Below are 26,977 nucleotides of genomic sequence, written 5' to 3' on the forward strand. Positions count from 1 at the left end.
CTGATCGCTATCTCGCGTCCTTCATCCCGGCACGTATCAGGGGTGTGCCTGCCTGAGTGCAGTCAAGGGGTCCGCTTGCGCCCCGGCGTGGCCGTAGCCAAAGCCGATCTGATACCCCATCAATTTCAGAAGATCGTCAGGCAGGGTTCGGGCGATATCTTGCGGGCAGGCCAGAAACTGGTTTTCCTCCTGCCGGACCCAGCCAACACAATAGTTGATCGCCTGCGCGCGTCGGATGTCTTTCGATCGATTGCTGCCCCCGGCATGCCACAGCTTGCTCGTGAAAATCATCACGGAACCACGTTTCATCTCGGCTGGCAGCGTGTCTTCCAACCTATATTCCGCACGCGGTAAGGCATGGCTTCCTGGAACAACCCGGGTCGCGCCATTTTCTTCGGTGAAGTCCGTTAATGCCCACAAGGTATTGCAAGAAACGATATAGTCATCAGGAAATGGAAAGCTGTCGAAAGTCATTTCGTCTTGATGAATAAATTGCGCGGGACAACCTGGCTTCAATGAGATCATCTCGGTTGCGCCGAGCTGAACGATCGGTGAATGGCTAAGTACGTCCTTCACGACGCCAAGTACCAAAGGGTTCATCACGAGGTCGCGACCGGTTTCCGAGCGTGCGATCAAATTGCCGACGCGTTGACTTCCATTACCGAACCACTCATTTTCGCTGAACGGCGCAGCATCGGTATATGGCCGCATATCCGTCAGGATTTGATGGATAACGGAACCTGGAACCAGCTCATCTATGATCACATGGCCATGCTCACGGATCACCTTTATCGCTTCCTCGACGGTGGCGTCGTTAGGAAGATGCTGAAGCTTCATCGTGATACTCCTTGAAGCAGGTCGTCTCGTCGCGCGCTAAGCTCAAAGAAATTACCAGTGCCACCTTGTCGGTTAAACCAAATCGCATAGGGCAGCGGACCGTCGCTGAGCCAAGCACCGCGCCTTCCTTCTTACGTTAATATTTATCAACATTTCTTATGTTGAATATTTTCAACTTCCTGTCAACAGGTTTATGTGGGGTTACCGCGCCATCGCGAGCGCCAGCGATGGGCCGAGCGCAAGACTCGTCGTCCAAGTTCGTTATCGAAGCATGATTTAGCGATGGGGCCACCCGGCGTGGGCCGCGCGCTTGGCCGCACGCTCTGAGTTTAACCTATTTCGGCGCCCGCTTTTGCGTCGCACCCCGTTTTTCCGCAGCCATTTCGTCTGGCCGGGCCTTCAGTATGCGTATTTCGGCCGGAGTGATGGTTTTCGCCATTTTGACGAGCGAATTCGCTCCGATCATTTGCATAAGCGGCATTTTTTTCGACCATGGCTTACCATGACCTGCGATGACTGTCATGCCTTCCATTGCGGCATTGATGAAGATCGAGACTGCTTCAACTTCCTCGTCGTTAAGCGAGGGATTCAGCTGCTTTACGAACGAACCAATCAATGTGTGACTATATTGGTATAAGGCCTCCACGCGCTCCGCCACAAATTCATTGTGATTACTCATGGCCCAAAGTTCTGTCATTAAATGCGTTGTTCCTTTCGCCTTGGCGCCTTCCAACGTGCCGGTTATCACAAGAGTCAGCGCGTCTTCGGCAGGCATATTAGTTTCATACACGCGATGTCTTAGGAGTTCTTCACTGGAATCGAGGATTTCATGAAGAAGTAACTGGACAAGCATTTCCTTTCGAGGGAAATGGCGCGTGACGTTGCCTATCTGCAAACCGCATTTTTCTGCGATCCGTTTCAATGTGAACGCCGCCGATCCCTCTTCAATCAACACTTGAACGGCAGATCGAAGTATCATGTCGACCGTTTTAGAGCCTCGGGAAGATTTCCCGGGGCGCACCATGCCAAGGTCCATCGATTGTTCATTGCTATCGGCTTCCATCATGGCACTGTCCTAAGCATTGAAGGATCAGTCGATCAAGGGTGCCAGTGTAGGTTGGCCTTCTCTACACCGCGAGGCTCGAACCCCGCGACACGAGCGGTGACCCCACATTTGGGCGCCGTCACCTGCCCCAAATTTAGGCGGGAACGACTCCCTTTACTGCCGTGCCCCGCCGAAATTGGCGCTGGATACCTGAGGCTACCGGGTGATGTCGATCTCGCGAACGACTTGACGGCCGAACGGGAGCGGGCCAACCGGAGATTCGAGGTAGTGCTGTCAGACAAACCGAATCGCTCTTCGCTGCATGCACCAAGGGATGAAGAGGCAGGGACTCAGGCCGCGGAACCGCCACTCCGCCAGTGCGGCTGAGCGTCTCTCCTTAAAGGTCTGCCGTCGATGAGGTGGCGCTCCAGGGAAAGATGGTTGTGGATGCTGGCGTGAACAGAGGCGAATTTCTGTAGTGCCTTCATCTGCCTGAAGCGGAGCGTCGCTCTTTCCCGTCGCCGAAAGGCAAACGGCGGCTGTTCTCCATCCTGTTTGTATACCCAGCCGGTCCACCGCAGCGACATATCAGCGAAGGCCATCTATTCAACGTTCCGCAGGCTCAGGGGAAATCGCACATGCATCATCACCACCAGGCGGATGATTTCTCGCGAAGAGTTGACGTAGCGGATTGGGCTGGCAGGTGCGGGCCACGGCATGGAATCTGCTTACCAGCGCCTAACGAGCAGTGCATTTGATCTGACAGTGCCGATCGAAGTGATCGGCAGAAGTTCAACCCCGTTTCCCAGCGTCCGCTAAAAGAGATCTGGCCGTTGCGAACCCGCGACGGCCAGTCCCTTCAATTTACTTCGTTGCTGCCGCGCAGCTTACCACCGGAAGGCAAGCGATGCGCCAAACTCGCGTGGCGCGGTCGCGTTGATCGTCCGGTAACCCGAGTCGAACACGCTGCCATCCGCTGCCGCGGTCTGGCCGATGGCGGCCGAAATGTCCGTGATCCGCTTTTGATTAATGAGGTTTTTGATGAATCCGGTCAGTTCCCACTTGCTGTCATCGCTGCGGACACCCGCATAGACATTGAGAATGGTACGGCTTTGATAGTTGAAGTTCCTTAGCTGCGAAAATACCGCGGGACGATAGTTGATCAGCCCGCGCACGAAGGGTGTGAACGATCCACCCATCGGGAAACGCAACTCACTGTTGGCCGAAAGACTGAAATTCGGTGTATCCGACAACCTGCCAAGCTTGCAGAAACTAACATTGCCCGGTCCGGTAATTGCTGGAGTTCCCTCCGAATCCGGCGCCCCATCGCCGTTATAATCGTTGCACGGCAGCCGGGCACCCTTGGAATACCGCGCCTTGACATAAGCGGTGCTGACCGAAAAATCCCAGAAAGTCGTCGGATGTGCATCAAGGGTCAATTCTACGCCTTTGACCGTTGCGTCGCCATTATAGTTGAAATCGAACCCACCGTCGTTGACGCGATCGCCAGGCGTGCCCACCGGCGATGCCGGCGGAACGTTGTCGCAGCCCCCGCCAAATGCCGCTGGCAGGTTGGGGCAGTCATAGGTGACACCTGTAAAGCGCGACACGAAGCCGTCGATCTTCTGATAGAAGGCGGCGAAAGCAAAGTTCAGTTTCCGGTCGAACGCCGAACCCTTCACGCCGACTTCAAAAGCATCGGTCTTTTCGTCATCTGTGACGATCAGGTCGTTCGACAAGCCCACAGGCACTGACGCGCCTGCCGTGGGGGCGCGGAATGACCGATTATAGGAGGCATAGATGTTCAGGGCGTCGTTGACCTCATAGGTCAGGTTCACGCCGCCAGTGAACGCATGCGTACCCTGGTCGCGCAGGGCTGCTGGAATACCGTCCTGATTGACAGTGAACGGATCAATCGGATCAATGCCAAAGGGGGCAAAGCCCGGATAGCCAGGCGAACTGACAAACGTGTCGCTGACGAGTATGTTATGATATTTGGTGTAGCGCAAACCGCCTTCAATCTTGAGATTACCCAGACGCGCATGTCCGAACGCGTTGAAAGACAATGTTTCAACGTCTGCGGGAATAATGACATTGACCCCAATCGGCAGGAACAGGCCCAGCGACGCAGGTGCAAAAGCCGTGAAGAAGTTGTCTGCCGGCTGATCTACCCGCGTAGTACCAGTCTGCTTGGTGTAGAACGCACCGATACCACCGCCGAGCGAGCCGTCATCATTCGTCGAAAGCCGAAGCTCAAAGGTAGGAATCTTGAACGGTGTCTCGATACGTTGGACGGCCACATAGCCCGGAATGGCGTTGGTGGTGTCCTGATCGCGCGCCTGACCCAGCTTGGAATACTGATACGCAGCCAGTCCATCCAGTGAGACTGGCCCCATATCCCAGTGGCCATTGAACGTAATCTGGTGTGATCGATTCTTGAAACGTGCCGGACCTTCCATGACCGATGCATAGTCATCAACGCCCAAGGCTGGACCTGATGTACCTGCCAGACCAGTCGATCCTGTGCCAACAACCTGGGTATATTGCCGGGTATCGGCTTCAAGATATTGATAGGTCAGATAAGCGGTGAACGCGTCGCTCGGTTTGAAACCAAGCGTTATACGACCGCTCATCGTAGTCGCGCGGGAACGGTCGCCATTGCTGATATTTCTCACCTGGTTAACCTGGTTGTGATCAACCAGACCAGCAACGCGGATCGCGAACTTGTCGGAAAACGGCAGGTTCACACCGCCCTGGAAGTTATAACCTTTGTCGTCTGTCGCGCTTGCTTGCGCATAGCCGGTTATTTCATCGAAGACAGGACGACGCGTCGTGATGGTGATGGCACCAGCCGGCGACGGGAGACCACGTTCAAGACCCTGAGGCCCGCGAAGAATTTCGATCTGCCCGATATCGTACAAGGCAGTGAATACAGTTTGAGCGTCAGCGGGAACTTCGTTGACGTAAGTCTGAACAGTGGGGGTGACGCCTGAATCGGGATCAAACGAAAGGCCGCGAAGGGTGGTTGTGTTGTTACGGCCCGAAGTGTTGGTCAACTCTAAGCCCGGAGCCAGTTGTTGGACGTCCTTAGTGTCGAACAGCTGAAGTTTTTCAAGCTGTTCGCCAGTAGCGACGTTAACCGACATCGGAACGTCGGACAGGTTACGCGCGACACGGGTCGCGGTCACAACGATGTCCGTAGTTGTCACTGCGCCCAGGCCTTCTGTCCGCGTCTGGCTTGGCGTCGTTGGAGAGGCGCCCTGATCCTGGGCATGCGCCACGGTTGGCAACGCCAATGCGCTAGCAGCGCAACACAGCATCAGGTTGCGCTTCAAATATTTTTTCAATGTATTCCCTCCCTTTTGTATCATCAGCTTCAGTCATGCGCAGCGGCGTTATTGCGCCGCCTGACATCAGTGCAACGAGCAGTGCCGGATACGATGGCCGGGTGCTGCCAGCATATCGGAGCTTCTGAGCTCAATAGTTGAAATTTTTCAACTAAGCAACAAGGGCCGACTCATACTCACCACGCCACGGCGGCGGCAGCGGCGGCGAGGTAGATGGCACCAAGGAAGTTGGTTGCGAACTTGTTGAATGAATGGCGATGCTGGCTGAGATGCCGCAAACGCGCTTTAGTACATTGGCTTCACGTTCCAGGAAGAAGCTCGTATTACCCAATTCGATGGGCCAGCCCTCCATCACTTCAACGTGATTCTTTACATCGAACGCTACTGTGACGATCATCCTTTGATCTTGCTCGGCAAGGCCGCTTTCAGCAAGCTTTCCATTGCCGACCAGCCGCAACTATGTCCGCTTTCAGGCGATCGGCAGCGGAGCGTTATGACCGAGACTGGCGCTTAGCTGCCCTTTCGCCGACTGCGGAGGAAGGCCTCGATCGAGGCGACCGGTATGAGCGTCATGCTACCGACCTTGAGGGTCTCGATCTCTCCATCGGCAATGAGCAGATAGAGCTTGGATCGGCCGATACCGGTCATGCGACAGGCATCCTTGATGCGGACCGTGATCGGCGCGGGTGATGGCTCGAGGCTCATGGCTGTTCCTCCGATTTCGCAAGGGCGGTTATTTCGCCGCTGTCGGCCCTCACCAGGCGCTGCTCGACCAGCTTCATGAAGCTGACATAGCGCGTCCTTCCGAGGCGGGCGGTGTCACTGTCGAATGGCGGCTGGTCGGCAACCAGCGTCAGCTGGTGCCGGATGAACAGGCCCAGCATCTCGGTCAGCGCATCGACCTTGCGCTCCAGCCGATCGGCCGTCCGGTTCTGCCGGTCAAGCCGCGGCCCGAACCGCTGGTCCAATTCCTGCGCGCCCTTGCGGTCGAGCCATGCGTTGAGCGCGTCGGTCAATATCTGCGTCTTCGACGTGCCGGGATCGGCGGTCAGCGCATTCAGCTTCGCCGACAGGCTATCGGGGAGGTAGAATTGATGGCGGGTCTTGAACGTCTTCATGCCCGCAACATCCGCCAAGCCGCTATGGGGCGACAGTGCCTCCATGGTGCCGTCAGGTGTCTATCGGAGGGCGGCCGGTCAGCCGATGCCCAATCCCCTATTCCTGCCGCCAATGGTCCAGCTGATTGGACCGTCACGCATGACGCCCGACACAGGCTTGCCAACGGCCCGATCGAGGACCGGGCGCCAGGGCACGAGGCTGAACTCATGCGCCCTCTCGATCACGGCATAGCGCTGGTCCCCGACGTTTATGGCGCGGCGATAGATGCCCTCAATCGGCTCCCTGGGCCGCAACGTGATGTGCCGCAGCCCCGTTTCCCGTTCGATCTGCTGGCTGGTCCGGCTGAGCTCGCGCTGCTGGAGGAGGAGAAGCAGATTGCGGCGTAGGCGAACACCTTGTCCTTGCTGCTCTGCAAGTCCCTGCTCCACAAGCCATGCCTGCCGCTGGGCAAGGCTCTTCCTGACATCCGCCCCGAACCCGCCGGAAAGCGGCTGCGGCTGATCGCTCGCCATCTCGCGGTCCAGCCATGTCACGCCATCATGGGCGGCGAGATGTTCGAGCGGCCTGACGGACAGCGTTTCGATGCGGACCGGCAGGCGCCGACTTTTCTCCCGTTCATAGCGTTCGGTGTCAATCAGATGATCCTCACCGATGACCCAGCTGCCGTCAGATTGCCGTTCAGGCACGCCGATCAGCCGCCGCATGGCCTCGAGTCGGCGGACATGCATCTCCGCTGTGCTCTCCGTTATCGTCCTGTCTTGCGCGAGATGGAGATCGACACTGTAGCGCCCCTGATGTTGGGCAGCGATGTTAGCCACCGTGCGATCGACATCGCGTACCTCGATCGGTGCGGGCGAGAGGCGGACGATACTTGCAGTCGGGAAGGCCTGCTGGTCCTCGCCGATGTCGGCATAATGGCTGTGGCCATTGAGGGCATCGATGATGAGGTAGCGCCGGTCGCGATGCTCGTCGGACAGGCCCGTGGCGACGACCCTGCCTATGATCGCCTCTCCGTGGGCGGGATCGTACAGGCTATGGTTGTGGGGCGGGCGATGGATCCCTGCTTCCCGCAGTTCGCGGTTCAACGTCCGGATGATGTCGCCACGCTCGCCCATGCGGCGCAGCGTCGGTTCCAGTTCACGATCGAGCGTCCAGCGTCCGTTCCTGCCTTCCTCGGCAAGGCCGAGACGGGACAGCGTGCGTAGCCGCCCAATGAGCGAAGCATGTTGGCCCGGATGGGTCTTGGTGACGGTGATGACACCCTCTTCATCGGCTTGCCGCATCAAGGTTCGGTCGATGCCGGTGAAGCGCTCCTGCTCGATCTCTCTTGCCATGCTGGCAGCGATCTCCTGTTGCGTGCGGGGACCAAGGTCCAGGGACACGATCCCGGCAGCGCGGGCGCGAAGGCCCTGGGTCATATAATCCCGGGCGATGACGAGATCCTTGCCGGTCTCGTCCTTACCCCGCACGATGACATGGCTGTGGGGATGGCCGGTGTTGAAATGATCGACCGCCACCCAGTCGAGCTTCGTGCCCAAATCCTTCTCGGCCTGCTCCATCAGCTGACGGATCACGGACTTAAGGTCATCATATTGTGCGCCATCCTCCGGCGCGACGATGAAGCGGAACTGGTGGCGGTCACCAGCCGAGCGTTCGAGGAAGGGCTTGTCGTCGAACCGATCGGTGTCGCGGCCATAGAGCGATCCGCGTTCCCCTTCTCGGGTCGTGCCGTCGCGCTGGAGATAGCGGAGATGGGCAGCGGCTGCCATGCCCTTGCCCAGCTTCACGATGCGGCTCTTCACCACCACGCGACGGGCGCTGGCGACGGATGGGGGTGAGCCCCGGCCGAGCACCCGCCCGACGCCATTGCCGCGCCCCAGACGGGCGCCGGTGAAGCGGCGGCCAGCACTGCCGCCACCGCCGACACGGCGAGCCCGGGCGAGGCTCTTGCCGACGGTCGGCGTGTCGCGGCCGATGCGTCCGAGCCAGAGATCGAAATCGTCGCCGTCGGCCATGTCGTGGTCCTTTCCCTAGGAATGCGGGAAAGGATGGGAAGCGGTCGGCCCGCCGTGCAAGGGCCTCCATCGCCAAGACCGAAGGTGCTGCATTCTCCGGCCCTGTGGAGGCATGGCCGTCGGCATGCCTCCATCAAAAACCCTGTGCAGGCGCCATTCCCGGCCGCATCAGGAGGCAGGGCTTTAATCTTGCCGTACCTTAAATCCCCTCACATCTGCCTTTTCAGCGTCTCAGATTTCAACAACGACGCTCACAAATTCCGGCCTTTGATCCCGCGGCGAGGATGGGCAAACCGCCCTCCTGCTCGGCGGCTTTTCACCATCCTCATTGCCTGAATGATGGTTGCGGACGTGGCCTTGGTTGTAGCTATCCTCGCTGGTTTTCACTTCAAAACGAAGTCATCGAGCACCTGATTTCAGGCGTCCTGCGGTCGGCGGCGGTCCTGATGCCGACTTGAGGAAGCATGTGAATTTCTGATGCAGGCTGCATCTCCTCCACGTCATTAAGCGCGAAATTTGGCTTGATAACTTCGCCAAACCCAGCAATCTGGCCCGGCTCCCAAGATACGTGGGAGCGGGGCGTCGAAACCCCGAACCAAAGGATGCTCGGTCACAGTTTACTGGGGCCGGGTGGCATGCGCGCATGTCCAGCCGGCAACGGTAAAGGCGCATGCGCCTGTTCCTTTGGTCAGGTTTCGAACATCCGGCTTTGGCCGTCGCCCCGAGTGGACATAGGCGCGACGATGAAGGCCAAGGCTCAGGGCGTCGCTCACCCGAGGGACGCGTATGACGTTGCCGAGCAGTTCAGGCTGGAACCCTATTTCTGATCTGCCATCTGACCGAAAAGATGGTCGACGGATGCTGCTGTGGGAGGAGGATCAGCCCGTCGTGGGCCGATGGGATCCCAACCGGCGAGACTGGGAGGACCCGGAAGGCATGCAGCTTTATGAGGAAATCACCTTCTGGGCCGACATTCTTGCCCCTCAATAATTGCAAGCCTGACGAATGTTTCGACCTCATATCGATCCAGCCTTCGGTCAAGATGGAGTCGGTAGACGGGATCCTCGCGGCCCTTGTTCGGCAGATTGGCGGTCGCCTTCGACCGGAAGTAGGATCTTCGCGACGGATGGCACGAACCGTGGGAGGCCACACTTCCCAAATACTGCTGGAATGTGATGCGGCCTAGCGGTTGTTGTCGGCGATCTTTAGTCTCCCGGCGACGGCATTGCCCTCGCGGGACCGTCTCCGGGAGTGAAGGCCGGTACTCAGAAAGTAGCGGCCATACTGGAAGCCTATAAAGCTCTTGATCGCATTCCGCCATCAGGCGGTGGATTCAAATACCGCTCTTTCAAGGCGTGCGATCGCATTCAATCGCTCTTTTTGAGATGCTGCTCGAGGGCCGATGCATGCGCCGTTCTCTGGCACTACGCCTCTCGCGTCGGCTCCGTCTTGCAGTTTGATCGGCAAGAAGCGCAGGGATCTGATCTGCTGCTACGGCTGGACTGAAGAGATAACCCTGCGCCTGATCGCACCCGCTCCTGTGCAGGCGATCTGCCTGGCCTCCTGTTTCGATCCCTTCGGCGACCGTCGTGACTCCCAGATCCCTTCCGAGGTTGACGATCGCGCGGACGATCGCCGCGTTGATCGGATCGTCGAGGGATTGAACAAAAGAACAATCAATCTTGAGTACATCAACCGGAAACTGCTTTAGGTGGATGAGAGAGGCATAGCCTGTGCCGAAGTCGTCAAGTGCGATTGTCATCCCGGCGCGCCGAAGCTGTTCAAATGTCTTCGTTACGTTGTGAGAAGCCCCCTCAAGCAGCACCGTTTCAGTGACTTCCAGTTCCAGACAAGATGCGGAGATGCCTGCGCGATCGATGCGTTCCATCAAGCCCGCGACATAATGCTCCTGTCGAAAGGATGCGGCTGACACGTTAAAGGCGATACGACCGATCGGGAGTCCCCGCCTTCTCCACCGAAGGATGTCGGCCGCGATCAGCTTGAATATGCGCTGGTCAAGAGCGATGGCGAGTTCGGCATCCTCGAAAGCGGCGGAGATTGTTCCGGGTCCGTGATATGCGCCAGGCATTCCGTCGCGCCAATGCAATAGTGCCTCAAATCCTGCGATGGCACCCGATTCCAAATCGACTTTGGGTTGATAGAAGGGGAGGATCTGATCAAGGTCGAGCGCCTGGCGGGCCAGCGACAGTTCCGACATGCGGGCTTGCAGAGCCTCCTGGTCAGCTGTCGCCGTTCCGCTGCAAAGTTAATTTCCTCCAGCGTTCGACCAACAGAGACGAACGAAGCGAACATGAAGGCCATTCCGGCTGAAGTCGTGAGACGGCCGCTATCAGACGGCAAGATGCTCCGTAGGCATTGAAGAAGGTGTCCAGTCACTACTTCAAACAATATGCTCCCCATTCGTCCATCAGCTTTCGCCTCTTCTCGAGGAGGTTCCCGCGCCGGTATGCAGCTTCCGTCTTGTCCTTGACCCGGTGAGCCAGAGCGGCTTCTGCGATTTCACCGGGATGATTGGTCTCCTCGCTGACCCAGTCCCGGAAAGCCGAGCGAAATCCGTGGGCGGTCGCGTCCTCCTTCATCTCGCGGAGCAATTTCGTGAGCGTCATGTCACTCATCGACGCGTCACCTCTGGCCCCAGGAAATACAAGCGAGCGCGATCCGATCCGCAATTCCCGGCACCGTTCCAGAATCGCCAGCGCCGGTATCGACAGGGGAATGACATGCTCGCGCGACGCCTTCATGCGCGCGGCCGGTATGGTCCACAGCTTCTCGTCCAGATCGAATTCTTCCCATGCCGCACCTCGAACCTCGCCTGATCGGACGGCAGTCAGGATAGCAAAGCGCAGCGCTAACCTACTGAAGGATTCCCGCTCCGCGAGCCTCACCATGAAAGCGGGCACCTTTGCATAGGCCATGGCCGCGAAGTGCCCGTCCTTCTTGGGCTGTCGTGGAAGCCCCTTGGTAATTGCGCGCATCGGCGCTTCCGTCTCGCGATAGCCCGAAGCGTAAGCCCAATCGAGAACGGTGCCGATCCGCTGCCGGACTCGTCGCGCTGTCTCTGGCTTGGCGAGCCAGATATCCGACAGCACGTTCCGGATCATGGGTCCTGTAATCTCATGAACCTGCACATGACCGATCTGGGGAAACACATAGGCCTCCAGCGTCTGGAGCCATTGCTTCTCGTGCTTCTCATTCCGCCATGTCTTGCTGTGGGCGGCAATCACTCTGGCTGCCGCCTGCCGGAATGTGGGAATGCCCTGCGCCTTGCGCCGCTCGAATTTCGGATCCAGCCCGAGTTCGACCCAGGTGCGGATTTCTCGCGCCCGCTCTCGGGCTGTCGCCAGCGAGACTTTGGATGCGCTGCCCAAGCCGAAGTCGCGCCGGTTGCCATTCTTCTGCACCCGGCACACCCAGCTCTTGGCACCGCCGGGCTGAATCACAAGAAACAGGCCGTCGCCATCCCCGAGCCGCCCGGGACGTGTTGCTGCCTTCACAGCGGTAGCGGAGAGCCTTCCCATGCCACCAAATCTCCCACATTCTTTCCCACATTTCCAATCGGTCACCGGTGGACTGGCAGGGATGGACGTGGATGCGAATCCCGCTGAAAGCCGCAGAAAAGCTGGGCTTTAGTGATTCGGAACGGATGTGAAAGGACAGGATGGTGGCGGAGAGGGAGGGATTCGAACCCTCGGTACCGTTTCCGGCACGCCGCATTTCGAGTGCGGTGCATTCGACCACTCTGCCACCTCTCCGCAGAAGGTCCAGCATGTGCCGTCCCGGTCGAGCGGCGGCCATTAGCGAATGATGACCGGCTTGCCAAGCGGCCCGCACCGTATTTTTCTTGTAACACTCAGCAAGCACCCTAAATTGCTTTTCATGACCGACACCACTGCAATCTTCGGCGCCGATGTCAGCGCGCCACCTGTTGTCCACGCGCATTTCAGCATCGGCGATGTCGTAAAGCATCGCCTCTTCGCCTTCCGTGGCGTGGTGTTCGACATCGATCCCGTCTTCGCCAACAGCGAGGAATGGTATCAGGCGATTCCCGAACAATCCCGGCCGGACAAGCATCAGCCCTTCTATCATCTGCTCGCCGAAAATGGCGAAACCAGCTATGTCGCTTATGTAAGCCAGCAGAATCTGATGGCCGACGACAGCGGGGAGCCGGTGGATCATCCGGCGATCGCGGGGATGTTCGGGACCTATGCCCACGGCAAATATCAGCTGCGCCCGCTCCATCGCCATTAAGGCGCCGTCCCGCGCACGGGCATGGTGGCGGGTCGCCGCCGCCCTCGCGCTGCTGCCCGGCCTCGCCGGAATCGCCGCTGCGCAGGCACCGACCGAGCGCCCCGCGCAGGAACCCCGGATCAATGCCGATCCGACCTTCCCCTTCGCCAATGAAGTCGCCGCCTTCGCCAAGGCGAATGAAAGGGACAGCGGCGCGCCCGGCGCCATCCTCTTCCTCGGCAGTTCCAGCATCAGGCTGTGGAACACAAACGCGGGCTTCCCTGACCGAAGCACGGTCAATCGCGGTTTCGGCGGGGCGACTACGCCCGATGTCCTGCGCCACTATACCCGGCTCTTCCCCAAAGCCGCGCCCCGATCGGTGCTCGTCTATATCGGCGAGAACGATCTCGCAGCCGGAGCCACCCCCGACACCGTCGCGCGCAACATACTCACGCTGCTGAAAAGGCTGCGCGCCGACTATCCCAAGGCCCGCATCGCCTATCTGTCGCTGAAACCCTCGCCCATCCGATGGACACTCTGGCCGAAAATGGCGGCGGTCAACATGACCGTCGCAGCGCGCAGCCGGGTCAGCGGTTTTGAATATCTTGACGTCGGCAGCAGCCTGCTCGCCCATGACGGCCTACCCGACGCATCGCTGTTTGGCCCTGATGGGCTGCACATGAACCCGCGCGGATACAGCCGCTGGAACAGGCTGGTCGGCGGCTGGCTTGACCGGACGGAGATGGCGGCGGCACCGGCATCGCGTTCGGCATCACTTTCCAATTGATCCACGGCCAAGCAACATTATTACCATACATCTGTAAAACATACCCAAAGGGGGACGATGCTGGTGACCACTGATTCGGCCAAGGCCCTGCCCATGCCCGCTCCCATGGCGGAACTGACGCTTCGCGGCGTCATTCTGGGTGCGCTCATCACGCTGCTCTTCACGGCGGCCAACGTCTATCTGGGGCTGAAGATCGGCCTCACCTTCGCGACCTCCATCCCCGCCGCCGTCATCTCCATGGCGGTGCTGCGCCTGTTCGCGACCGGCACGATCCTTGAAAACAACATCGTCCAGACGATCGCGTCGGCGGCGGGCACGCTCTCGGCGATCATCTTCGTTCTGCCCGGCCTCGTGATCATCGGCTGGTGGCACGGCTTTCCCTATTGGCTGTCCGCCTTCACCATCGCGCTCGGCGGCATATTGGGGGTCATGTATTCTGTGCCGCTCCGCCGCGCGCTCGTTACCGGCTCCGACCTCCCCTATCCCGAAGGCGTCGCCGCCGCCGAAGTGCTGAAGGTCGGCGCAGGCTCCCGCGAAGGATTGGAAGAGAATAAGCGCGGCCTCTCTGCCATCCTCATAAGCGCCCTCGCCGCCGCCGCCTTCTCCATCATCGCCAAGACGAAGCTGATCGCCGAAGAGGCCGCCACCTTCTTCAAATTCGGCGCAGGCGCGACATCTGTCTCGACCAGCTTTTCCATGGCACTGATCGGCGTGGGCCACCTCGTCGGCCTGTCGGTCGGTGTCGCGATGTTCGTCGGCCTGCTGATCAGCTGGGTCGGCCTTGTCCCCTGGCTTACCGCGCCCCTGCCAGCCGGAGCCGACATCGCCGAAGTCGTCGGCACCACCTTCCGCATGAAAGCGCGCTTCATCGGCGCGGGCACCATCGGCGTCGCGGCGATCTGGACCCTGCTCAAGATATTGGGACCGATCATCAGCGGCATCCGCTCCGCCATCGCAGCAGCGCAACGGCGCAAGGCTGGCGACGGCGCCCTGCTCGAACTCACCGAGCGCGACCTTCCCATCGGCATCGTCGGCGGCACCATCCTCGCCTCGCTCGCGCCGATCGCGGTGTTGCTCTGGTATTTCGCGCAAGGAGGCCCGATCGCACTTAACCCAGTGCCGATCCTCATCCTGACGCTCGCCTATATATTGGTCGCAGGCATCGTCATCGCGTCGGTCTGCGGCTATATGGCGGGCCTTATCGGCGCGTCGAACAGCCCGATCTCCGGCGTCGGCATCCTCGCCGTGCTGGGCGCCTCCCTGATCCTCGCTGCCATCTACGGCTCGGGCGGCGATCCGAAACAAAGCCAGGCGCTCATCGCCTATGCCCTGTTCGTCACCGCCATCGTGTTCGGCATCGCCACCATCTCCAACGACAATCTTCAGGACCTCAAGACCGGCCAGCTGGTCGGCGCGACCCCCTGGAAGCAGCAGGTCGCGCTGGTCCTGGGCGTCATCTTCGGCGCCCTCGTCATTCCGCCAGTGCTCGATCTCCTCAACAGCGCCTTCGGTTTTGCGGGCGCTCCCGGAGCCAAGGCGACCGCCCTGCCCGCGCCCCAGGCCGCGCTCATCTCCGCGCTGGCAAAGGGCGTGCTGGGCGGCGATCTCGATTGGGGCCTGATCGGCACCGGCGCGCTGATCGGCGCCGTGGTCGTCGCCATCGATGAACTGCTCGGCAAGGCAGGCAAGCTCCGCCTGCCCCCGCTCGCGGTCGGCATGGGCATTTACCTGCCGATGGCGCTCACCCTGTTGATCCCGGTCGGCGCGGTGATCGGCCATTTCTACAATCGCTGGGCGCGCCGCCAATCCAACCCCGACTTCGCCGAGCGCATGGGCGTGCTGATGGCCACCGGCTTCATCGTCGGCGAAAGCCTGTTCGGCGTCGCCTTCGCCGGGATCGTAGCCGCCACCAACAGCGACGCCCCACTCGCGCTGATGGCGGAAAATGAGTGGGCCGTGCCTGCCGCGCTGCTGATCTTCGCGGCGGTGATCGCGGCACTCTATGCGCGGCTGCGCCACTGGGCGAGCGCACCGCTTGGTTAGGGGGGAAGCGACCCGTTTCGACCACATTCGGTCGCTAGAGCTTCACGCATACTTTCGGATAGCCGACACACTGCAGGCTTGTTGATTCACCCAGGTGCACCCTCTATAGGGCTCGCATTCGCAAGGACCCGGTGAAAGTCCGGGTGGCTATTCCGGCCGCTGATCCGCCGGATAACAACATGCACTGCTCCTTATGCGCTGTTCAGCGCTCGTGCCCTGTTGTGGATTTTCAATGACATTAGATCTTACTACTTACCGTCGCCATTGGTTCACTGACGGTATCGCCGCCCGCCGTGACATCCTGGCAGGCATCGTCGTCGCGCTCGCGCTTATCCCTGAGGCGATCGGCTTCTCCATCATCGCGGGCGTCGATCCGCGTGTCGGTCTGTATGCTTCTGTCGCCATTGCGATGACCATCGCTCTCATAGGCGGTCGACCGGGGATGATTTCGGCAGCTACAGCAGCCGTCGCAGTCCTTGTCGTGCCACTCGTGCGGGATCACGGTGTCGAGTATCTGTTCGCCGCCACCATCCTGATGGGCGTCATTCAGATCATCGCTGGTCTACTGCGGCTGGATCTTGTCATGCAGTTCGTGTCGCGCTCGGTCATTACCGGATTCGTTAACGCGCTCGCCATCCTGATCTTCATGGCTCAGCTTCCGCAACTTACCAATGTCGGATGGGAGACCTACGCGATGGTGGCTGGCGGCCTTGCGATCATCTACGGGTTCCCCCGCATCACAAAGGCGATTCCTTCGCCGCTGGTCGCAATTCTGGTGCTGAGCGCGATTAGCATTGGTCTGGGTCTCCCGGTCAATACTGTGGGCGACATGGGTAAGCTGCCAGAGGGTCTGCCCAGCCTGGTCCTGCCCAACGTCCCTCTGACAATGGACACGCTGCGGATCATCCTACCATATTCGCTTACGATGGCAGCGGTCGGACTGCTGGAGTCGCTTCTCACTGCGCAGATCGTCGACGATATGACGGACACTGACAGCGACAAGCGGCAGGAATGCGCCGGGCAGGGCGGTGCTAACATTGTTGCGGCTCTGTTCGGCGGCATGGGCGGCTGCGCGATGATCGGCCAGTCGGTGATCAACGTAACCTCGGGCGGCCGCAGTAGGCTGTCGACCTTCGTCGCTGGCGCGTTTCTCCTCTTCTTGCTGGCGGTGCTAGGACCTTATGTCGGTCGCGTGCCGATGCCTGCTCTGGTCGCCGTAATGGTCATGGTGTCGATTGGGACGTTCAGCTGGAACTCGATTCCAAACCTGCGCCGACATCCGCCCACCTCGTCGGTCGTTATGCTGACCACCGTAATAGTGGTCGTCGCCACACATGATCTGTCGCTCGGAGTGCTTGCCGGTGTGCTGCTCTCCGGCATCTTCTTCGCCAGCAAGGTGCAGCGCATGTTCTCTGTCCAGCGCGAAGTATCGGTCGACGGCGCACAGGCGACCTATCGTGTCAGGGGTGAGATCTTCTTCGCATCCGTGGAGCGGTTCAGGCGCGCGTTCAACGCAGAGGACACCGCAGAGAAGGTGCGTATAGATGTCGCCGATGCGCACTTCTGGGATATTTCCGGTGTCGGCGCACTCGACAAGATCGTAGCACGGTTGCGCCGAGACGGTCGTTCAGTCGAGGTGGTCGGCTACAACCGCGCCAGTGCAGACATTGTAGATCGCTTCGCACTTCATGACAAAACCGGCTTTGAGCTGGGTGTGGTCCCCCACTAAGCCAACGGGCAGCTTTTACGATCAACAGCTAAAGACTGCCCTTCCGCTCTCCACCCAAAACCGTCGCCCCCTCTAGGCCGCAGCAATGAAGAGGGCGGCAAATCACTCCACCGCCCTTCCAATCACCTCTTGGCGAACCACGCCGTCAGCGCAGGCTTCAACCGCGCCCGCGTCTCGATCCGCGTCTTGATGGCGGAGATCGACCGATCCACCACCTTGCGCGATTCGGGCGTCAGATACTGGGTCGCATAGGCATCCAGCTTCGCCGCCATCGCCGGATCAGCCGACCCGCCGCCCAGCCGCGCAATCGCCTGGGACCGCGCCGACACATCGATCAGCGCCTCATATTGCTGCCGGTGCGCCAGCACATAGTCCACCGCCAGCATCGGATGCTCCCCACCCACGGAGGAGATGATCGCCGCGCTCGTCGTCTTGCCCGGCTCATCCGTCATGGCAAGGTCGAGCGCCTTGCCCCCCAGCGCCTCATCCTTCGCCGCGCCCAGCAACGCGAACAGCGTGCTCCGGTCCAGCGCGCTCGTCGCGCCATTGGCCATCGCCCGCAGCTTGTCCCAGGTCGCCGCATCCGCATTGTGCGCGATGATGCGCAGCCACACATTGCGCAACGGCCCTTCCATCAACGCAGGCTCGGCAAAACGCCGCCGCGCCTCGGCAACGACCGCCTTGTCGCCCATGCTCCCCAGCGTCGCCACCAGCGCCGACCGCAGCACCGGCACCTGCGCGCCTTCGCCGGGCTTGGCATCATAGCCGACGCCCTTCAGCACCGGCCCCAGCTTGCGCGAGGCATAGGCAGCCACTCGCGCCTGCGCCACCTTGTCGCCCTCCAGCATCGTATAGACGCTGTCCAAATAGTCCGGCACCTCGGCCAGCACAGCCGGGCTCGCATTGGCGGGCACCGCATCCACCATGTCCAGCGCCAGCCCGATCGGCTGATATCCCCCCAGCCCCAGCTGGAAATTATCCGCCATCAACCCGATCTGGTCCATCGACGACAGCCGGGTAAAGCCCGCCGCCAGCGCCTTCACATTCGCCTGCGGATAGAGCGAGCGATAATAGCCCGTCTGCCCCGCATTGATCACATAGGCCCCGCAACCGGGCAGCGTCACAGAAGCCGTCCCGTTCAGGATCAGCCGCTGCGGCGCCCCGCCGATCGTCTGCGCCATCACCGGCACATTCCAGCGGAGCGGCGCCTTATCCTTCCGATCCCGGCTGAACTCGCCCTGCGACAGCGACAGCAGAGTCGATCCTCCCCGGCACTGCGCACTGTCCACCTTGACCAGCGGAATGCCCGGCTGGCTGGTAAAGTCATGCGCGATACTGACCAGCCCCTTGGCCCCCGCGCCCTCGACTGCCTTCCACAGGTCGTCGGTCACGGTATTCCCATAGGCATGCGCCTTCATGTAGCCGCGAATACCCTCGCGCCACACATCCTCGCCCGCATAGCCTTCCAGCATGGTGATGACCGCCTCACCCTTTTCATAGGTGATGTCGTCAAACGCCTGGTTCACCTCATCGACGGTATGGATTTTCTGCACCACCGGATGCGTGGTCACCAACGCATCCAATGCCATCGCCCGCTCACGCCCGCCCACGCGGGTCAGCAGCATTTCCCAATCCGGTTGCAGCTTGTCCGTGACCTTGGTCGCCATCCAGCTGGCAAAGCCCTCATTCAGCCACAGATCGTCCCACCAGGCCATGGTGACCAGATCGCCGAACCATTGATGCGCCATTTCATGCGCGACGATCGAGTAAATGGTCCGCTTCGTCCCTTCGGACGTGAATTTTGGATCAACCAGCAGCGCCCGCTCGAATGTAAAGATCGCGCCCCAATTCTCCATCGCGGAGAAGAACTGGCTCTGGCCAGGCCCCGCGACATTATCGAGCTTGGGCAGCGGGAAAGGCACGCCGAAATAGTCGTTATACCAAGGCAGTATCGCCGCCGACGCATCCAGCGCCAGTTGCGCCTTGCCCGTATTCCCCTTGCCGGTGATCACACCCACCTCGGTCGCGCCTGCCATTTTGGTGGCGCGCTCCAGCTCGCCGAGGCCAAAGAACAGCAGATAGGATGACATTTTCGGCGAAGTGCCAAACGTCACCCGCGTCCTGCCCCCGCCCAGATCCTGCGACGCCTTGACCGGCATGTTGCTGACCGCCAGCTGTCCCGTCGGCACGATCGCGGAAAGATCGAACGTCGCCTTATAGCTCGGCTCGTCAAAGCTCGGCACAAACCGCCGCGCGTCCGGCGCCTCGAACTGGGTGAACAGCGCCCGCTTCTGCGCCCCCGCATTGTCCTTGTAATCCAGCGCGAACATCCCGTTCGCCTGCGTGTTGATGACGCCGCCATAGGCAATATCCAGCTTGTAGCTGCCCGGCTGCACCGGCTTGCCAAAATCCAGCGTCACCGTCTGCGCATTCGCGTCGATCTTCGCCGTCCCCGTCACCGCCTTCCCCTTCGCCGGGGTCAGCGTAACACTGCCAATGCTAAGGTCAGCCGCATTCAACACCAGCATCGGTATGGCCTGCGCGACATTCAGGTCGATCGTCACCTTGCCCGTGAACTTCAGGTTCGCCGCATCCGGCACCACCTCGATGGCATAATGACTGGGAGCCGCCCCACGCGGCAACTGCGTCGTGATCCCCGGCGCAGGCCCGGCGGGCGTTTGGGCGATAGCAGGCTGAACAAGGGCAAGCGGCGCGGCGGCCAGCAAGAGGGACGAAATTTTGGAAAGAGACATCAGGTTCGCAACTCCGACACGTTGAGAACGGCACGGCCCGTGCGGCCATGTGCCATGATAGTTGCGGGATCGAACCTTTCTCGTCTGCGGTCAAGCGGTTGTCGGAATTTTGTTGTTCGTTTGTTTAACAGGGAGGGCTTGGCGCGCCGTCCGACCTGAGGTGTCAACGCACGAGATGCCAGCTTCCGCTGGCATGACGCGTATGAGATATCGTCATCCCAGCGAAAGCTGGGATCTCAGGCCGCTACATGATGACCTCAAACAAGTCCCGCCACTCCGGATTGCCGGCCTCAATCAACTCGATCTTCCAATCGCGCTTCCACGCCTTCAGCGCTTTCTCGCGAGCGATGGCGAAGTCGATCTCCCCATGCTCTTCGGCAAGCACCAGCCGGTGCAGATTATATTTCCGGCAGAACGCCGAACCTTCGCCCCGCCGATGCTGATCCACCCGCGCCGCAAGGTCAGTCGTCACCCCGACATACAGCACGCCACGCCGCCTGTTGGTCATGATGTAAGTCCAACTGCGGCGCATTGAACAAGCCCACTCCTAGCCTCACGAGATGCCAGCTTGCGCTGGCATGACGGTGGAAAAAGTTAGAATGAAAAAGATAAAAAGGAACCGTCATCCCAGCGAAAGCTGGGATCTCAAGCCGCTATACCGAACAGACGCGGCCTCAACCCCGCCCCCGATACCCCGGCACATCCTGCGCAGGCAGCCACAGTCCCGCAGGCGGCTCGCCCGACTGCCAGAACACATCGATCGGAATCCCCCCGCGCGGATACCAATAGCCCCCTATCCGCAACCACAAAGGCTGCATCTCGGCAAACAGCCGCTCGCCAATCCCTACCGTGCAATCCTCATGGAAAGCGGCATGATTACGAAACGCCCCCAGAAACAGCTTCAGCGACTTCGATTCGACGATCGTCGCGCCGGGCGCATAGTCGATCACCAGATGGGCAAAGTCCGGCTGTCCCGTCACCGGGCACAGCGACGTAAATTCCGGCGCGGTAAAGCGCACCAGATAGGGCTTCCCCGGCCGGGGATTGGGCACATAATCGAGAACCGCCTCCTCCGGGCTCGCAGGCAGCGCGCTGCTCTGGCCCAGATGGATCGGTGCCATGCTTTGGGGTATATCGGTCATGACCGGCCATCTACGCCATCGCACGCCTAATGTCACCGCAACCTGATCCCGCCATGCCATTCATCTCCCGTTCAGCGTCATCATTGCCTTGGCTGTCTGCCATGGGGATGCGTCCTGCCATCTTGATCGCCTTGCCGCTGCTGCTGGCCACGCCTTCGCTCGCGCAGGAACAAGGCGGCAGTGATCCCGTCTTCACCCTGCCGCGCACGTCCCAGCCGCCAGCCGATCCCAGCCGACAGGGGCCAGAACTGGATGTATTCCGTGGCGCGCCGGTGACGCCGCCAGCCAGCACGCCCGTCATCACCCCGCCCCCGCCGGTCGTCGCGCAACCCCAGCCCCAACCAGCAGCCCCCGCCCAGCCGCAGCGCCCGACCACAACAGCGCCGCGCCCGGCCCCCGCTGAACCCGCCACGCCCGCCCGCGAGCCCGAAAGCAGCCGCCCCGCGCCCCAGCCCAAGGCACCGCAATCTCCGGCACCCCAGTCTCTGGCACCTCAGCCCGCGCCAGCGGAACCCGCCGCACCGCAAGCCGCCCCTGCCCCAGCGCCCACCACTCCCGCCGCCGAACCCCCGCTCAGCGCGCCTGCGGATGCCTCTTCCTGGGGCTGGATCGCAGGAAGCATCGCCTTGCTCGCGGCGATCGTGGCCGCCGCCTGGCTTTTCCTGCGCCGCCGTCCCGAAGAAGAACAGCAACCCTTCATCGAAGAGCAGGAATCCGCGCCAACACCCCCGTCTTCCGCGCGCCGGCCAGCGTCGGCAAAGCCTACGCCAGCACCCCCCACGCCCCAGCCCAAGGCGCCACCTCCCGTCCCTGCCGCCGCAACCGCCGAGCGGCCATGGATCGACCTCACCCTTGAAGTCCGCAGCGCCCGTCTCTCGCTGATGGGCGCAACCATCGGCTACGCTGTGACGCTCCACAATCGCGGCGAACGCGGCGCGGACGACATTCTGATCCGCACCTTCATGGCCAATGCGGACACCAACCAGCAGGCGCAGCTACAGCAGTTCTTCGCCGGAGCCACCGGACTACCGGCTCATTCCGCCGTCTCGCTCGCACCGGGGCAGAGCCACAGCCTGACGGGCGAGCTACGCCTCCTGCCCGACCAGATCGCGCCCGTGCAGATGGGCGATCGCGCGCTGCTCATTCCGCTTGTCGCCTTCGACGCGCAATATCGCTGGTCCGACGAACCGGACGGCGCCCCTGTCGGTTCAGGTCGCACCGGCCGCGCCTTCATCGTCGGCCAGGAAAAAACCCCGCCCGCCGACCGCCTCGCCCCCTTCCGCGTCGATCAGGGACCACGCCAGTTCCGCACCCCCGGCAGCCGCGCCACCGCGCTCGAACTCGCGAGCTAAGTCCGCCCAAGTCGTCATCCCAGCGAACGCTGGGATCTCAAGCCGGCCACGCCACCCTCCCCACACCCCGTCATCCCAGCGACCCGAAGGGCGGCAAAGCCAACGCCGGGATATCAGGCCCCCTCCCCCATCCCCCAAATACCTCGTCATCCCAGCGAAAGCTGGGATCTCAGGCCCCGTTACGCCACCCCTCCCGAGATTCCAGCTTCCGCTGGAATGACGAATGCCCCCAACACCCTTCCCACACCCTCATCACCCGCCTAAAACGATCGCCACGCACCAACCAAAGAGGCGGCATGGACATCCTCATCTCCACGGACAGGCTCGCAACCCAACTGGGCCAGGACGACCTCAAGATACTCGACGCCAGCCTGTTCCTGCCCAGCACCCCGCGCGACCCCCGCGCCGAGTTCGAAGCCGCCCACATCCCCGGCGCCGTCTATCTCGACCTCCCCAGCCTTTCCGATGCAGACGACCCGCGCCCCGGCATGTTGCCAAGCGACGCCTTCATGACCGAACGCTGCCGCGCGCTCGGCATCAACGCCGACAGCCGCGTCATCCTCTACGACAATAGCCCGACGCACAGCGCCGCCCGCGCCTGGTGGATGATGCGGCTCTATGGCGTGGGCAAGTCCGCCGCGATCCTGGACGGCGGCCTGCCAAAGTGGCTCGCCGAAGGCCGCCCGACAGAAAGCGGCTGGCCCGTCATCCCGCCCGGCAACGCCACAGCTCGGCGCGCTGAGGGCCAAGTCCGCACCAAGGACGACCTGCTCGCCAATCTCGACAATCACGCCGCGCAGGTCCTCGATGCGCGCGGCGCGGCCCGCTTCACCGGCGAGGAGACAGAACCCCGCCCCGGCATGGCGTCAGGCCATATCCCCGGCTCCCGCAACATCCCGTCCGCATCCCTCTTCAACGCCGACAACAGCATGAAGAAGGGCGAGGAATTGCGGCAACTGTTCCTCGACGCGGGCACCGATTTCGCTCGCCCCATCATCACCAGCTGCGGCAGCGGCGTGACGGCGGCGATCCTGCTGGCGGGCCTCGAGTTGCTCGGCAAGACGGACGTCACCCTCTATGACGGCAGCTGGTCGGAATGGGGCCTCGATCCCTCAACGCCAAAAGCCACGGGGCCAGCCGCATGAGCAAGGACCGCAAGCCGCTCACCCAATTGGCGCAGGCGGGACGCAAGCCTGAATGGACCGGCATGCCCGGCCAGCCCGGCGCGATCGTCAACCCGCCGGTCTGGCGCGCCTCGACTATCCTCTATGACGATGTCGCCCATCTGCGCAGCGCGGCCCGCAGCAGCACGCACGAACGGCTCTTCTACGGCCGCAAGGGCACCCCGACCGCCTGGAGCCTCGCCGACGCGCTCACCGAGATGGAGCCCGGCGCGGAAGGGACGATGCTCTTCCCCTCCGGCGTCGCCGCAATCGCCTGCGCGCTGCTTTCGGTCCTGAAACCCGGCGACCAGCTGCTCATGGTCGACAGCGCCTACGACCCCACCCGCAACTTCTGCGAGCAGATGCTAAAAGGTTACGGGATCGAAACGATATATTACGACCCCCTCGCCGATTCCGTTTCAATTCGCCAACTCCTTAATGAAAACACCCGCGCCATTTTCCTGGAAAGCCCAGGCAGCCTGACCTTCGAAGTGCAGGACATCCCCGCCATCACCGCCCTCGCCAGGGAAAAGGGCATCGTCACTCTGCTCGACAATACCTGGGCCACGCCCTTCTTCTTTCCCGCCCTCGCGCACGGCATCGACATCACCATCCTCGCCTGCACCAAATATATAGTCGGCCACAGCGACGTCATGCTCGGCTCCGTCACCGCCACCCCGGAGCATTTCCCGAAGCTCCGCCAGACCGCCTATCTCCTGGGCCAAGTGGTCAGCCCCGACGACGCCTGGCTCGCCAGCCGTGGCCTCCGCACACTCGGCGTCCGCCTCAACCAGCATCAGGACAGCGCGCTCAGGATCGCCCGCTGGCTCGCCGAACAGCCCGACGTCGCCCGCGTCCTTCACCCCGCACTGCCAAGCTGCCCCGGCCATGAGAACTGGGCGCGTGACTTTTCCGGCTCCAGCGGCCTTTTCAGCTTCGTCCTGAAAGGCGGCAATGAAGAAGCCCGCGCCGCGCTGATCGATGGCCTCGAACATTTCGGCATAGGCTATAGCTGGGGCGGTTTCGAAAGCTTGGCCTTGCCCGTCGATCCAGCACGCTACCGCACCGCCACCATATGGCAGGCGGAAGGCCCGCTCGTCCGGCTGCAGATCGGTCTAGAAGATCCCGCCGATCTCATTGCCGACCTCGATGCTGGTCTCGCTCGTTTCCGCAAGGTCCGGGGATGAGCCGGGGCCTCCCCAACCTGCTGGCATTTCTGCCCGGAAATCCGGCGATCGTTCATCCCCTTGTAGCGCTCACGATCGTGGGGGTTCTGTTCCTGATCGCCGATGGAATTGCCCATATCGCCGCCCCGCGCCTGCGCCGCCGGGCACGACCATTAGGGGAAGCGTTGGCCGGACATTTCCGCCCCATCCTTCGCCACAGCCTTGGAAGCGGTCTTTTCGCCCTAGCTGTCATGCTATGGCCCGTCGGCGCGCTCGCCCACCTCATCCTTGGCGGAGCCTTCGCGCTCTCCGTCGCCTTGCTCGCCGTCCATATCCTGCGCAGCCTCGCCATTCCGCGCTGGGCTGTCGTTCCGCTCGCCCTGTTGCTGTTCATCATGATCCTTTCCGGCAGTAGCGGCGGCTTCGCGCCCGTTGCCGACATGCTTGATGGCATTGGCATAGACCTTGGCAAACGGCGGATCACGTTGCTTGGCCTTGTCAGCACCGCTGCGATCTGCGTCCTGCTTTTTGCGCTGGTGCGGCTCGCCAATCGCCTGTTCGCCCGCAGCATCGACCGTGCCAAAGGGCTCGATCCCACGCAAAAGCTGCTGGCCCAAAAGCTTGCCGCCATCGCCGCCGTCGTCGCCGCCTTCTTCGTCGGCGTCGATCTGCTCGGCATCGACCTTACGGCCTTTGCCGTCTTTTCCGGGGCGTTGGGCCTGGCGGTCGGCTTCGGCCTGCAAAAAACCTTCGGCAATCTGTTCGCCGGGATCATCCTGCTCATGGACCGCTCGATCAAGCCGGGCGACGTCATCGTTGTCGGCGACAGCTTTGGCTGGGTGAACAAGATCGGTGTTCGCGCCGTCTCCGTCCTGACCCGCGATGGTAAAGAGCATCTGATCCCGAACGAAAATCTGATGACGCAGGAGGTGGAAAACTGGTCCTATTCCGACCGCAATGTCCGCATCCGCATTCCAGTGGGCATCGGTTACGACAGCGACCTCAAGCTCGCGCAGGAGCTCATGCTTCGCGCCGCGCAGGAAAGCCAACGCGTCCTGCGCAATCCCAAGCCCAATGTCTGGCTGACGGGCTTTGGCGAAAACCGCGTGGAACATGACATATTGGTGTGGATCAGCGACCCGGAAGGGGGCGTCGGAAGTGTCAAATCGGACGTGCTGAACCGCCTCTGGCTGTTGTTTCGCGAGCATGGGATCACGATCCCCTATCCACAGCGGGTGGTACATCAGGCTGCACCAAGCGCTCGGCCTTTTGTTGCAGAGTAGCAACATTACGGACGTAAAAGACAACCAATAGCAATAATTTCTTGTGCAGCGCGGCATGCGTCGGCATGTCGTGCCTGTTCAGGTCATCCGATCCGGCCCTTCGTGGGAATAGAGAATTCGGGATCCTGACGCAGGCGGGACCATCGCAGAAAACCATCAAGGGGAATCCAATGCGTAAGTCCATTCTCGGCCTCTCGGCCGTCGCTCTCGCTGCTCTGTCCGTCCCGGCGCTCGCCCAGGACGAAGCTACGCCAGCGCTCACCGTCACCGGCAATGCAGCCGTAGTCAGCGACTATCGCTTCCGTGGCATTTCACAGACCGACAAGCGTTTCGCGCTGCAGGGCGGCATCACCGTCACCCATGAATCGGGCTTCTATGTCTCGACCTGGGGCTCGTCCATCGACGATTATGTGGCCGCTGGCAGCGATCAGGAACTCGACCTGATCGCAGGCTATTCGCGGACCTTCGGCGCCGCGACCGTCGATGTCGGCGTGCTCTATTATTACTATCCCGGTTCGGGCGGTGCGAACACCGACTTCGTTGAGCCCTACGCTTCGGTCAAGGGCACCTTCGGCCCGGCAACGGCCAAGCTCAGCGCCGCCTATGCACCCAAGTCGCGCGCCCTTTCGGTCGATGGCGGCCTGACCCGCGAAGACAATCTCTATGTCGCGGGCGACCTGTCGGCCAGCATTCCCAACACGCCACTGGGCGTTTCGGCGCATCTGGGCCACAGCTTCGGTCCCAGCTACCTCACCATCGGTGACGAATATACCGATTGGAGCATCGGCGCGACCTACACCTGGAGCCACCTGACCTTCGGCGTCAGCTATGTTGACACCGACAAGTCGCTCTACAGCCCCAGCGGCCGTAACATCAGCAAGGCTGGCGTAGTGGGTTCGATCACCGCCTCCTTCTGATTTCTTCGATTATTGAATGATGGGGCCGCGA

22 protein-coding genes, 1 tRNA gene, 1 pseudogene and 1 other annotated feature are annotated in these 26,977 nt (G+C 61.4%); of the genes and pseudogenes, 10 read left to right on the plus strand and 14 right to left on the minus strand.

Translation table 11 applies throughout. The annotated features are described in order from the left end of the window. Positions 1 to 36 precede the first annotated feature (36 nt). From ACZ5ZH_RS09655 to rlxS, 8 genes and pseudogenes are all read right to left on the minus strand, one after another. Positions 37 to 837: a phytanoyl-CoA dioxygenase family protein gene (locus ACZ5ZH_RS09655; RefSeq protein WP_196224668.1), complete on the minus strand. Its 801-nt coding sequence runs from the start codon at positions 835 to 837 to the stop codon at positions 37 to 39. 334 nt (positions 838 to 1,171) lie between these two features. Further along, positions 1,172 to 1,903 carry a TetR/AcrR family transcriptional regulator gene (locus ACZ5ZH_RS09660; RefSeq protein ID WP_230463184.1) on the minus strand — a complete coding sequence of 244 codons (732 nt, stop codon included), beginning with the start codon at positions 1,901 to 1,903 and terminating at the stop codon, positions 1,172 to 1,174. A gap of 273 nt (positions 1,904 to 2,176) precedes the next feature. Then, positions 2,177 to 2,438 (minus strand): annotated as a pseudogene (locus ACZ5ZH_RS09665) (hypothetical protein); the annotation flags it as partial. Positions 2,439 to 2,769: 331 nt separating this feature from the next. Then, the gene (locus tag ACZ5ZH_RS09670; RefSeq protein WP_460986852.1) at positions 2,770 to 5,229 is read right to left on the minus strand and encodes a TonB-dependent receptor; all 2,460 of its coding nucleotides are present in this window, start codon (positions 5,227 to 5,229) and stop codon (positions 2,770 to 2,772) included. 151 nt (positions 5,230 to 5,380) lie between these two features. Continuing rightward, positions 5,381 to 5,686 (minus strand): hypothetical protein, encoded by a 306-nt coding sequence (locus ACZ5ZH_RS09675; protein ID WP_196224670.1) that lies wholly within the window; start codon positions 5,684 to 5,686, stop codon positions 5,381 to 5,383. 53 nt (positions 5,687 to 5,739) lie between these two features. Then, positions 5,740 to 5,934, minus strand: a complete 195-nt coding sequence (locus tag ACZ5ZH_RS09680; RefSeq protein ID WP_196224671.1) for a helix-turn-helix domain-containing protein — start codon at positions 5,932 to 5,934, stop codon at positions 5,740 to 5,742. After that, on the minus strand, positions 5,931 to 6,347 hold the full coding sequence (locus ACZ5ZH_RS09685; protein WP_196226620.1) for a CopG family transcriptional regulator: 417 nt from the start codon (positions 6,345 to 6,347) through the stop codon (positions 5,931 to 5,933). The genes ACZ5ZH_RS09680 and ACZ5ZH_RS09685 overlap by 4 nt, the downstream gene beginning before the upstream one ends. Before the next feature lie 78 nt (positions 6,348 to 6,425). Next, on the minus strand, positions 6,426 to 8,363 hold the full coding sequence (gene rlxS, locus ACZ5ZH_RS09690; protein ID WP_464771373.1) for a relaxase/mobilization nuclease RlxS: 1,938 nt from the start codon (positions 8,361 to 8,363) through the stop codon (positions 6,426 to 6,428). Between the two features lie 858 nt (positions 8,364 to 9,221). Between rlxS and ACZ5ZH_RS09695 the strand changes: the two genes are divergently transcribed. Further along, the gene (locus ACZ5ZH_RS09695) at positions 9,222 to 9,353 is read left to right on the plus strand and encodes a hypothetical protein (protein ID WP_460986853.1); all 132 of its coding nucleotides are present in this window, start codon (positions 9,222 to 9,224) and stop codon (positions 9,351 to 9,353) included. A gap of 358 nt (positions 9,354 to 9,711) precedes the next feature. Here the strand turns inward: ACZ5ZH_RS09695 and ACZ5ZH_RS09700 are convergent, their stop codons facing one another. From ACZ5ZH_RS09700 to ACZ5ZH_RS09710, 3 genes are all read right to left on the minus strand, one after another. Beyond that, positions 9,712 to 10,581: an EAL domain-containing protein gene (locus ACZ5ZH_RS09700; RefSeq protein ID WP_196224674.1), complete on the minus strand. Its 870-nt coding sequence runs from the start codon at positions 10,579 to 10,581 to the stop codon at positions 9,712 to 9,714. Positions 10,582 to 10,759: 178 nt separating this feature from the next. Continuing rightward, complete coding sequence (locus tag ACZ5ZH_RS09705; protein WP_196224675.1) at positions 10,760 to 11,902, minus strand: tyrosine-type recombinase/integrase; 1,143 nt, start codon at positions 11,900 to 11,902, stop codon at positions 10,760 to 10,762. 144 nt (positions 11,903 to 12,046) lie between these two features. After that, positions 12,047 to 12,136 (minus strand) — tRNA-Ser (locus ACZ5ZH_RS09710). Positions 12,137 to 12,260: 124 nt separating this feature from the next. Between ACZ5ZH_RS09710 and hspQ the strand changes: the two genes are divergently transcribed. The 4 genes from hspQ to ACZ5ZH_RS09730 all read left to right on the plus strand — a co-directional run bounded on the left by hspQ (position 12,261) and on the right by ACZ5ZH_RS09730 (position 17,170). Further along, the gene (gene hspQ / locus ACZ5ZH_RS09715) at positions 12,261 to 12,632 is read left to right on the plus strand and encodes a heat shock protein HspQ (protein ID WP_464771374.1); all 372 of its coding nucleotides are present in this window, start codon (positions 12,261 to 12,263) and stop codon (positions 12,630 to 12,632) included. After that, a complete protein-coding gene (locus tag ACZ5ZH_RS09720) occupies positions 12,589 to 13,398 on the plus strand; it encodes a GDSL-type esterase/lipase family protein (protein WP_460986854.1) in 810 nt (269 codons plus the stop codon). The genes hspQ and ACZ5ZH_RS09720 overlap by 44 nt, the downstream gene beginning before the upstream one ends. A gap of 105 nt (positions 13,399 to 13,503) precedes the next feature. Beyond that, on the plus strand, positions 13,504 to 15,441 hold the full coding sequence (locus tag ACZ5ZH_RS09725) for an OPT family oligopeptide transporter (RefSeq protein ID WP_464772628.1): 1,938 nt from the start codon (positions 13,504 to 13,506) through the stop codon (positions 15,439 to 15,441). A 121-nt stretch (positions 15,442 to 15,562) separates the two neighbouring features. Beyond that, positions 15,563 to 15,618: a sequence feature (sul1 is cis-regulatory element that is thought to sense ions involved in sulfur or methionine metabolism; They are found in Alphaproteobacteria), on the plus strand. Positions 15,619 to 15,673: 55 nt separating this feature from the next. Beyond that, positions 15,674 to 17,170, plus strand: a complete 1,497-nt coding sequence (locus ACZ5ZH_RS09730; protein ID WP_464771375.1) for a SulP family inorganic anion transporter — start codon at positions 15,674 to 15,676, stop codon at positions 17,168 to 17,170. Positions 17,171 to 17,292: 122 nt separating this feature from the next. Here ACZ5ZH_RS09730 and ACZ5ZH_RS09735 read toward each other — a convergent pair whose 3' ends face one another. The 3 genes from ACZ5ZH_RS09735 to queF form a co-directional block, all read right to left on the minus strand. Continuing rightward, positions 17,293 to 19,923, minus strand: coding sequence for a M1 family metallopeptidase (locus tag ACZ5ZH_RS09735; RefSeq protein ID WP_464771376.1), 2,631 nt, complete (start codon positions 19,921 to 19,923; stop codon positions 17,293 to 17,295). Positions 19,924 to 20,167: 244 nt separating this feature from the next. Then, positions 20,168 to 20,455, minus strand: coding sequence for a GIY-YIG nuclease family protein (locus tag ACZ5ZH_RS09740; protein ID WP_464771377.1), 288 nt, complete (start codon positions 20,453 to 20,455; stop codon positions 20,168 to 20,170). Positions 20,456 to 20,597: 142 nt separating this feature from the next. Further along, entirely contained in the window at positions 20,598 to 21,065 is a 468-nt protein-coding gene (gene queF / locus ACZ5ZH_RS09745) for a preQ(1) synthase (protein WP_464775174.1), read from the minus strand. Between the two features lie 101 nt (positions 21,066 to 21,166). On the opposite strand from queF, the gene ACZ5ZH_RS09750 reads away from it, so the two are divergent. The 5 genes from ACZ5ZH_RS09750 (at position 21,167) to ACZ5ZH_RS09770 (ending at position 26,946) form a co-directional block, all read left to right on the plus strand. Next, a complete protein-coding gene (locus tag ACZ5ZH_RS09750; protein ID WP_464771378.1) occupies positions 21,167 to 22,417 on the plus strand; it encodes a hypothetical protein in 1,251 nt (416 codons plus the stop codon). Between the two features lie 296 nt (positions 22,418 to 22,713). Beyond that, the gene (sseA, locus tag ACZ5ZH_RS09755; protein ID WP_464771379.1) at positions 22,714 to 23,562 is read left to right on the plus strand and encodes a 3-mercaptopyruvate sulfurtransferase; all 849 of its coding nucleotides are present in this window, start codon (positions 22,714 to 22,716) and stop codon (positions 23,560 to 23,562) included. Beyond that, entirely contained in the window at positions 23,559 to 24,767 is a 1,209-nt protein-coding gene (gene metC / locus ACZ5ZH_RS09760; RefSeq protein WP_464771380.1) for a cystathionine beta-lyase, read from the plus strand. The genes sseA and metC overlap by 4 nt, the downstream gene beginning before the upstream one ends. After that, complete coding sequence (locus tag ACZ5ZH_RS09765; protein WP_464771381.1) at positions 24,764 to 26,029, plus strand: mechanosensitive ion channel family protein; 1,266 nt, start codon at positions 24,764 to 24,766, stop codon at positions 26,027 to 26,029. The genes metC and ACZ5ZH_RS09765 overlap by 4 nt, the downstream gene beginning before the upstream one ends. A 170-nt stretch (positions 26,030 to 26,199) precedes the next feature. Then, a complete protein-coding gene (locus ACZ5ZH_RS09770; protein ID WP_464771382.1) occupies positions 26,200 to 26,946 on the plus strand; it encodes a TorF family putative porin in 747 nt (248 codons plus the stop codon). The last annotated feature ends 31 nt before the right edge of the window (positions 26,947 to 26,977 follow it).

Source organism: Sphingobium sp. TomMM7A, assembly GCF_055397305.1.

Excerpts from the sequence above, each read along its gene's own strand:
- ACZ5ZH_RS09700 (WP_196224674.1), bottom strand. The coding sequence starts at position 10,581 with ATGTCGGAACTGTCGCTGGCCCGCCAGGCGCTCGACCTTGATCAGATC.
- ACZ5ZH_RS09740 (WP_464771377.1), bottom strand. The coding sequence starts at position 20,455 with ATGCGCCGCAGTTGGACTTACATCATGACCAACAGGCGGCGTGGCGTG.
- queF (WP_464775174.1), bottom strand. The coding sequence starts at position 21,065 with ATGACCGATATACCCCAAAGCATGGCACCGATCCATCTGGGCCAGAGC.
- ACZ5ZH_RS09660 (WP_230463184.1), bottom strand. The coding sequence starts at position 1,903 with ATGATGGAAGCCGATAGCAATGAACAATCGATGGACCTTGGCATGGTG.
- ACZ5ZH_RS09735 (WP_464771376.1), bottom strand. The coding sequence starts at position 19,923 with ATGTCTCTTTCCAAAATTTCGTCCCTCTTGCTGGCCGCCGCGCCGCTT.
- ACZ5ZH_RS09750 (WP_464771378.1), top strand. The coding sequence starts at position 21,167 with ATGGGGATGCGTCCTGCCATCTTGATCGCCTTGCCGCTGCTGCTGGCC.
- ACZ5ZH_RS09720 (WP_460986854.1), top strand. The coding sequence starts at position 12,589 with ATGCCCACGGCAAATATCAGCTGCGCCCGCTCCATCGCCATTAAGGCG.
- ACZ5ZH_RS09655 (WP_196224668.1), bottom strand. The coding sequence starts at position 837 with ATGAAGCTTCAGCATCTTCCTAACGACGCCACCGTCGAGGAAGCGATA.
- ACZ5ZH_RS09695 (WP_460986853.1), top strand. The coding sequence starts at position 9,222 with ATGCTGCTGTGGGAGGAGGATCAGCCCGTCGTGGGCCGATGGGATCCC.
- ACZ5ZH_RS09705 (WP_196224675.1), bottom strand. The coding sequence starts at position 11,902 with ATGGGAAGGCTCTCCGCTACCGCTGTGAAGGCAGCAACACGTCCCGGG.
- ACZ5ZH_RS09770 (WP_464771382.1), top strand. The coding sequence starts at position 26,200 with ATGCGTAAGTCCATTCTCGGCCTCTCGGCCGTCGCTCTCGCTGCTCTG.
- rlxS (WP_464771373.1), bottom strand. The coding sequence starts at position 8,363 with ATGGCCGACGGCGACGATTTCGATCTCTGGCTCGGACGCATCGGCCGC.
- ACZ5ZH_RS09730 (WP_464771375.1), top strand. The coding sequence starts at position 15,674 with ATGACATTAGATCTTACTACTTACCGTCGCCATTGGTTCACTGACGGT.
- ACZ5ZH_RS09765 (WP_464771381.1), top strand. The coding sequence starts at position 24,764 with ATGAGCCGGGGCCTCCCCAACCTGCTGGCATTTCTGCCCGGAAATCCG.
- hspQ (WP_464771374.1), top strand. The coding sequence starts at position 12,261 with ATGACCGACACCACTGCAATCTTCGGCGCCGATGTCAGCGCGCCACCT.
- sseA (WP_464771379.1), top strand. The coding sequence starts at position 22,714 with ATGGACATCCTCATCTCCACGGACAGGCTCGCAACCCAACTGGGCCAG.
- metC (WP_464771380.1), top strand. The coding sequence starts at position 23,559 with ATGAGCAAGGACCGCAAGCCGCTCACCCAATTGGCGCAGGCGGGACGC.
- ACZ5ZH_RS09680 (WP_196224671.1), bottom strand. The coding sequence starts at position 5,934 with ATGAGCCTCGAGCCATCACCCGCGCCGATCACGGTCCGCATCAAGGAT.
- ACZ5ZH_RS09685 (WP_196226620.1), bottom strand. The coding sequence starts at position 6,347 with ATGAAGACGTTCAAGACCCGCCATCAATTCTACCTCCCCGATAGCCTG.
- ACZ5ZH_RS09725 (WP_464772628.1), top strand. The coding sequence starts at position 13,504 with ATGGCGGAACTGACGCTTCGCGGCGTCATTCTGGGTGCGCTCATCACG.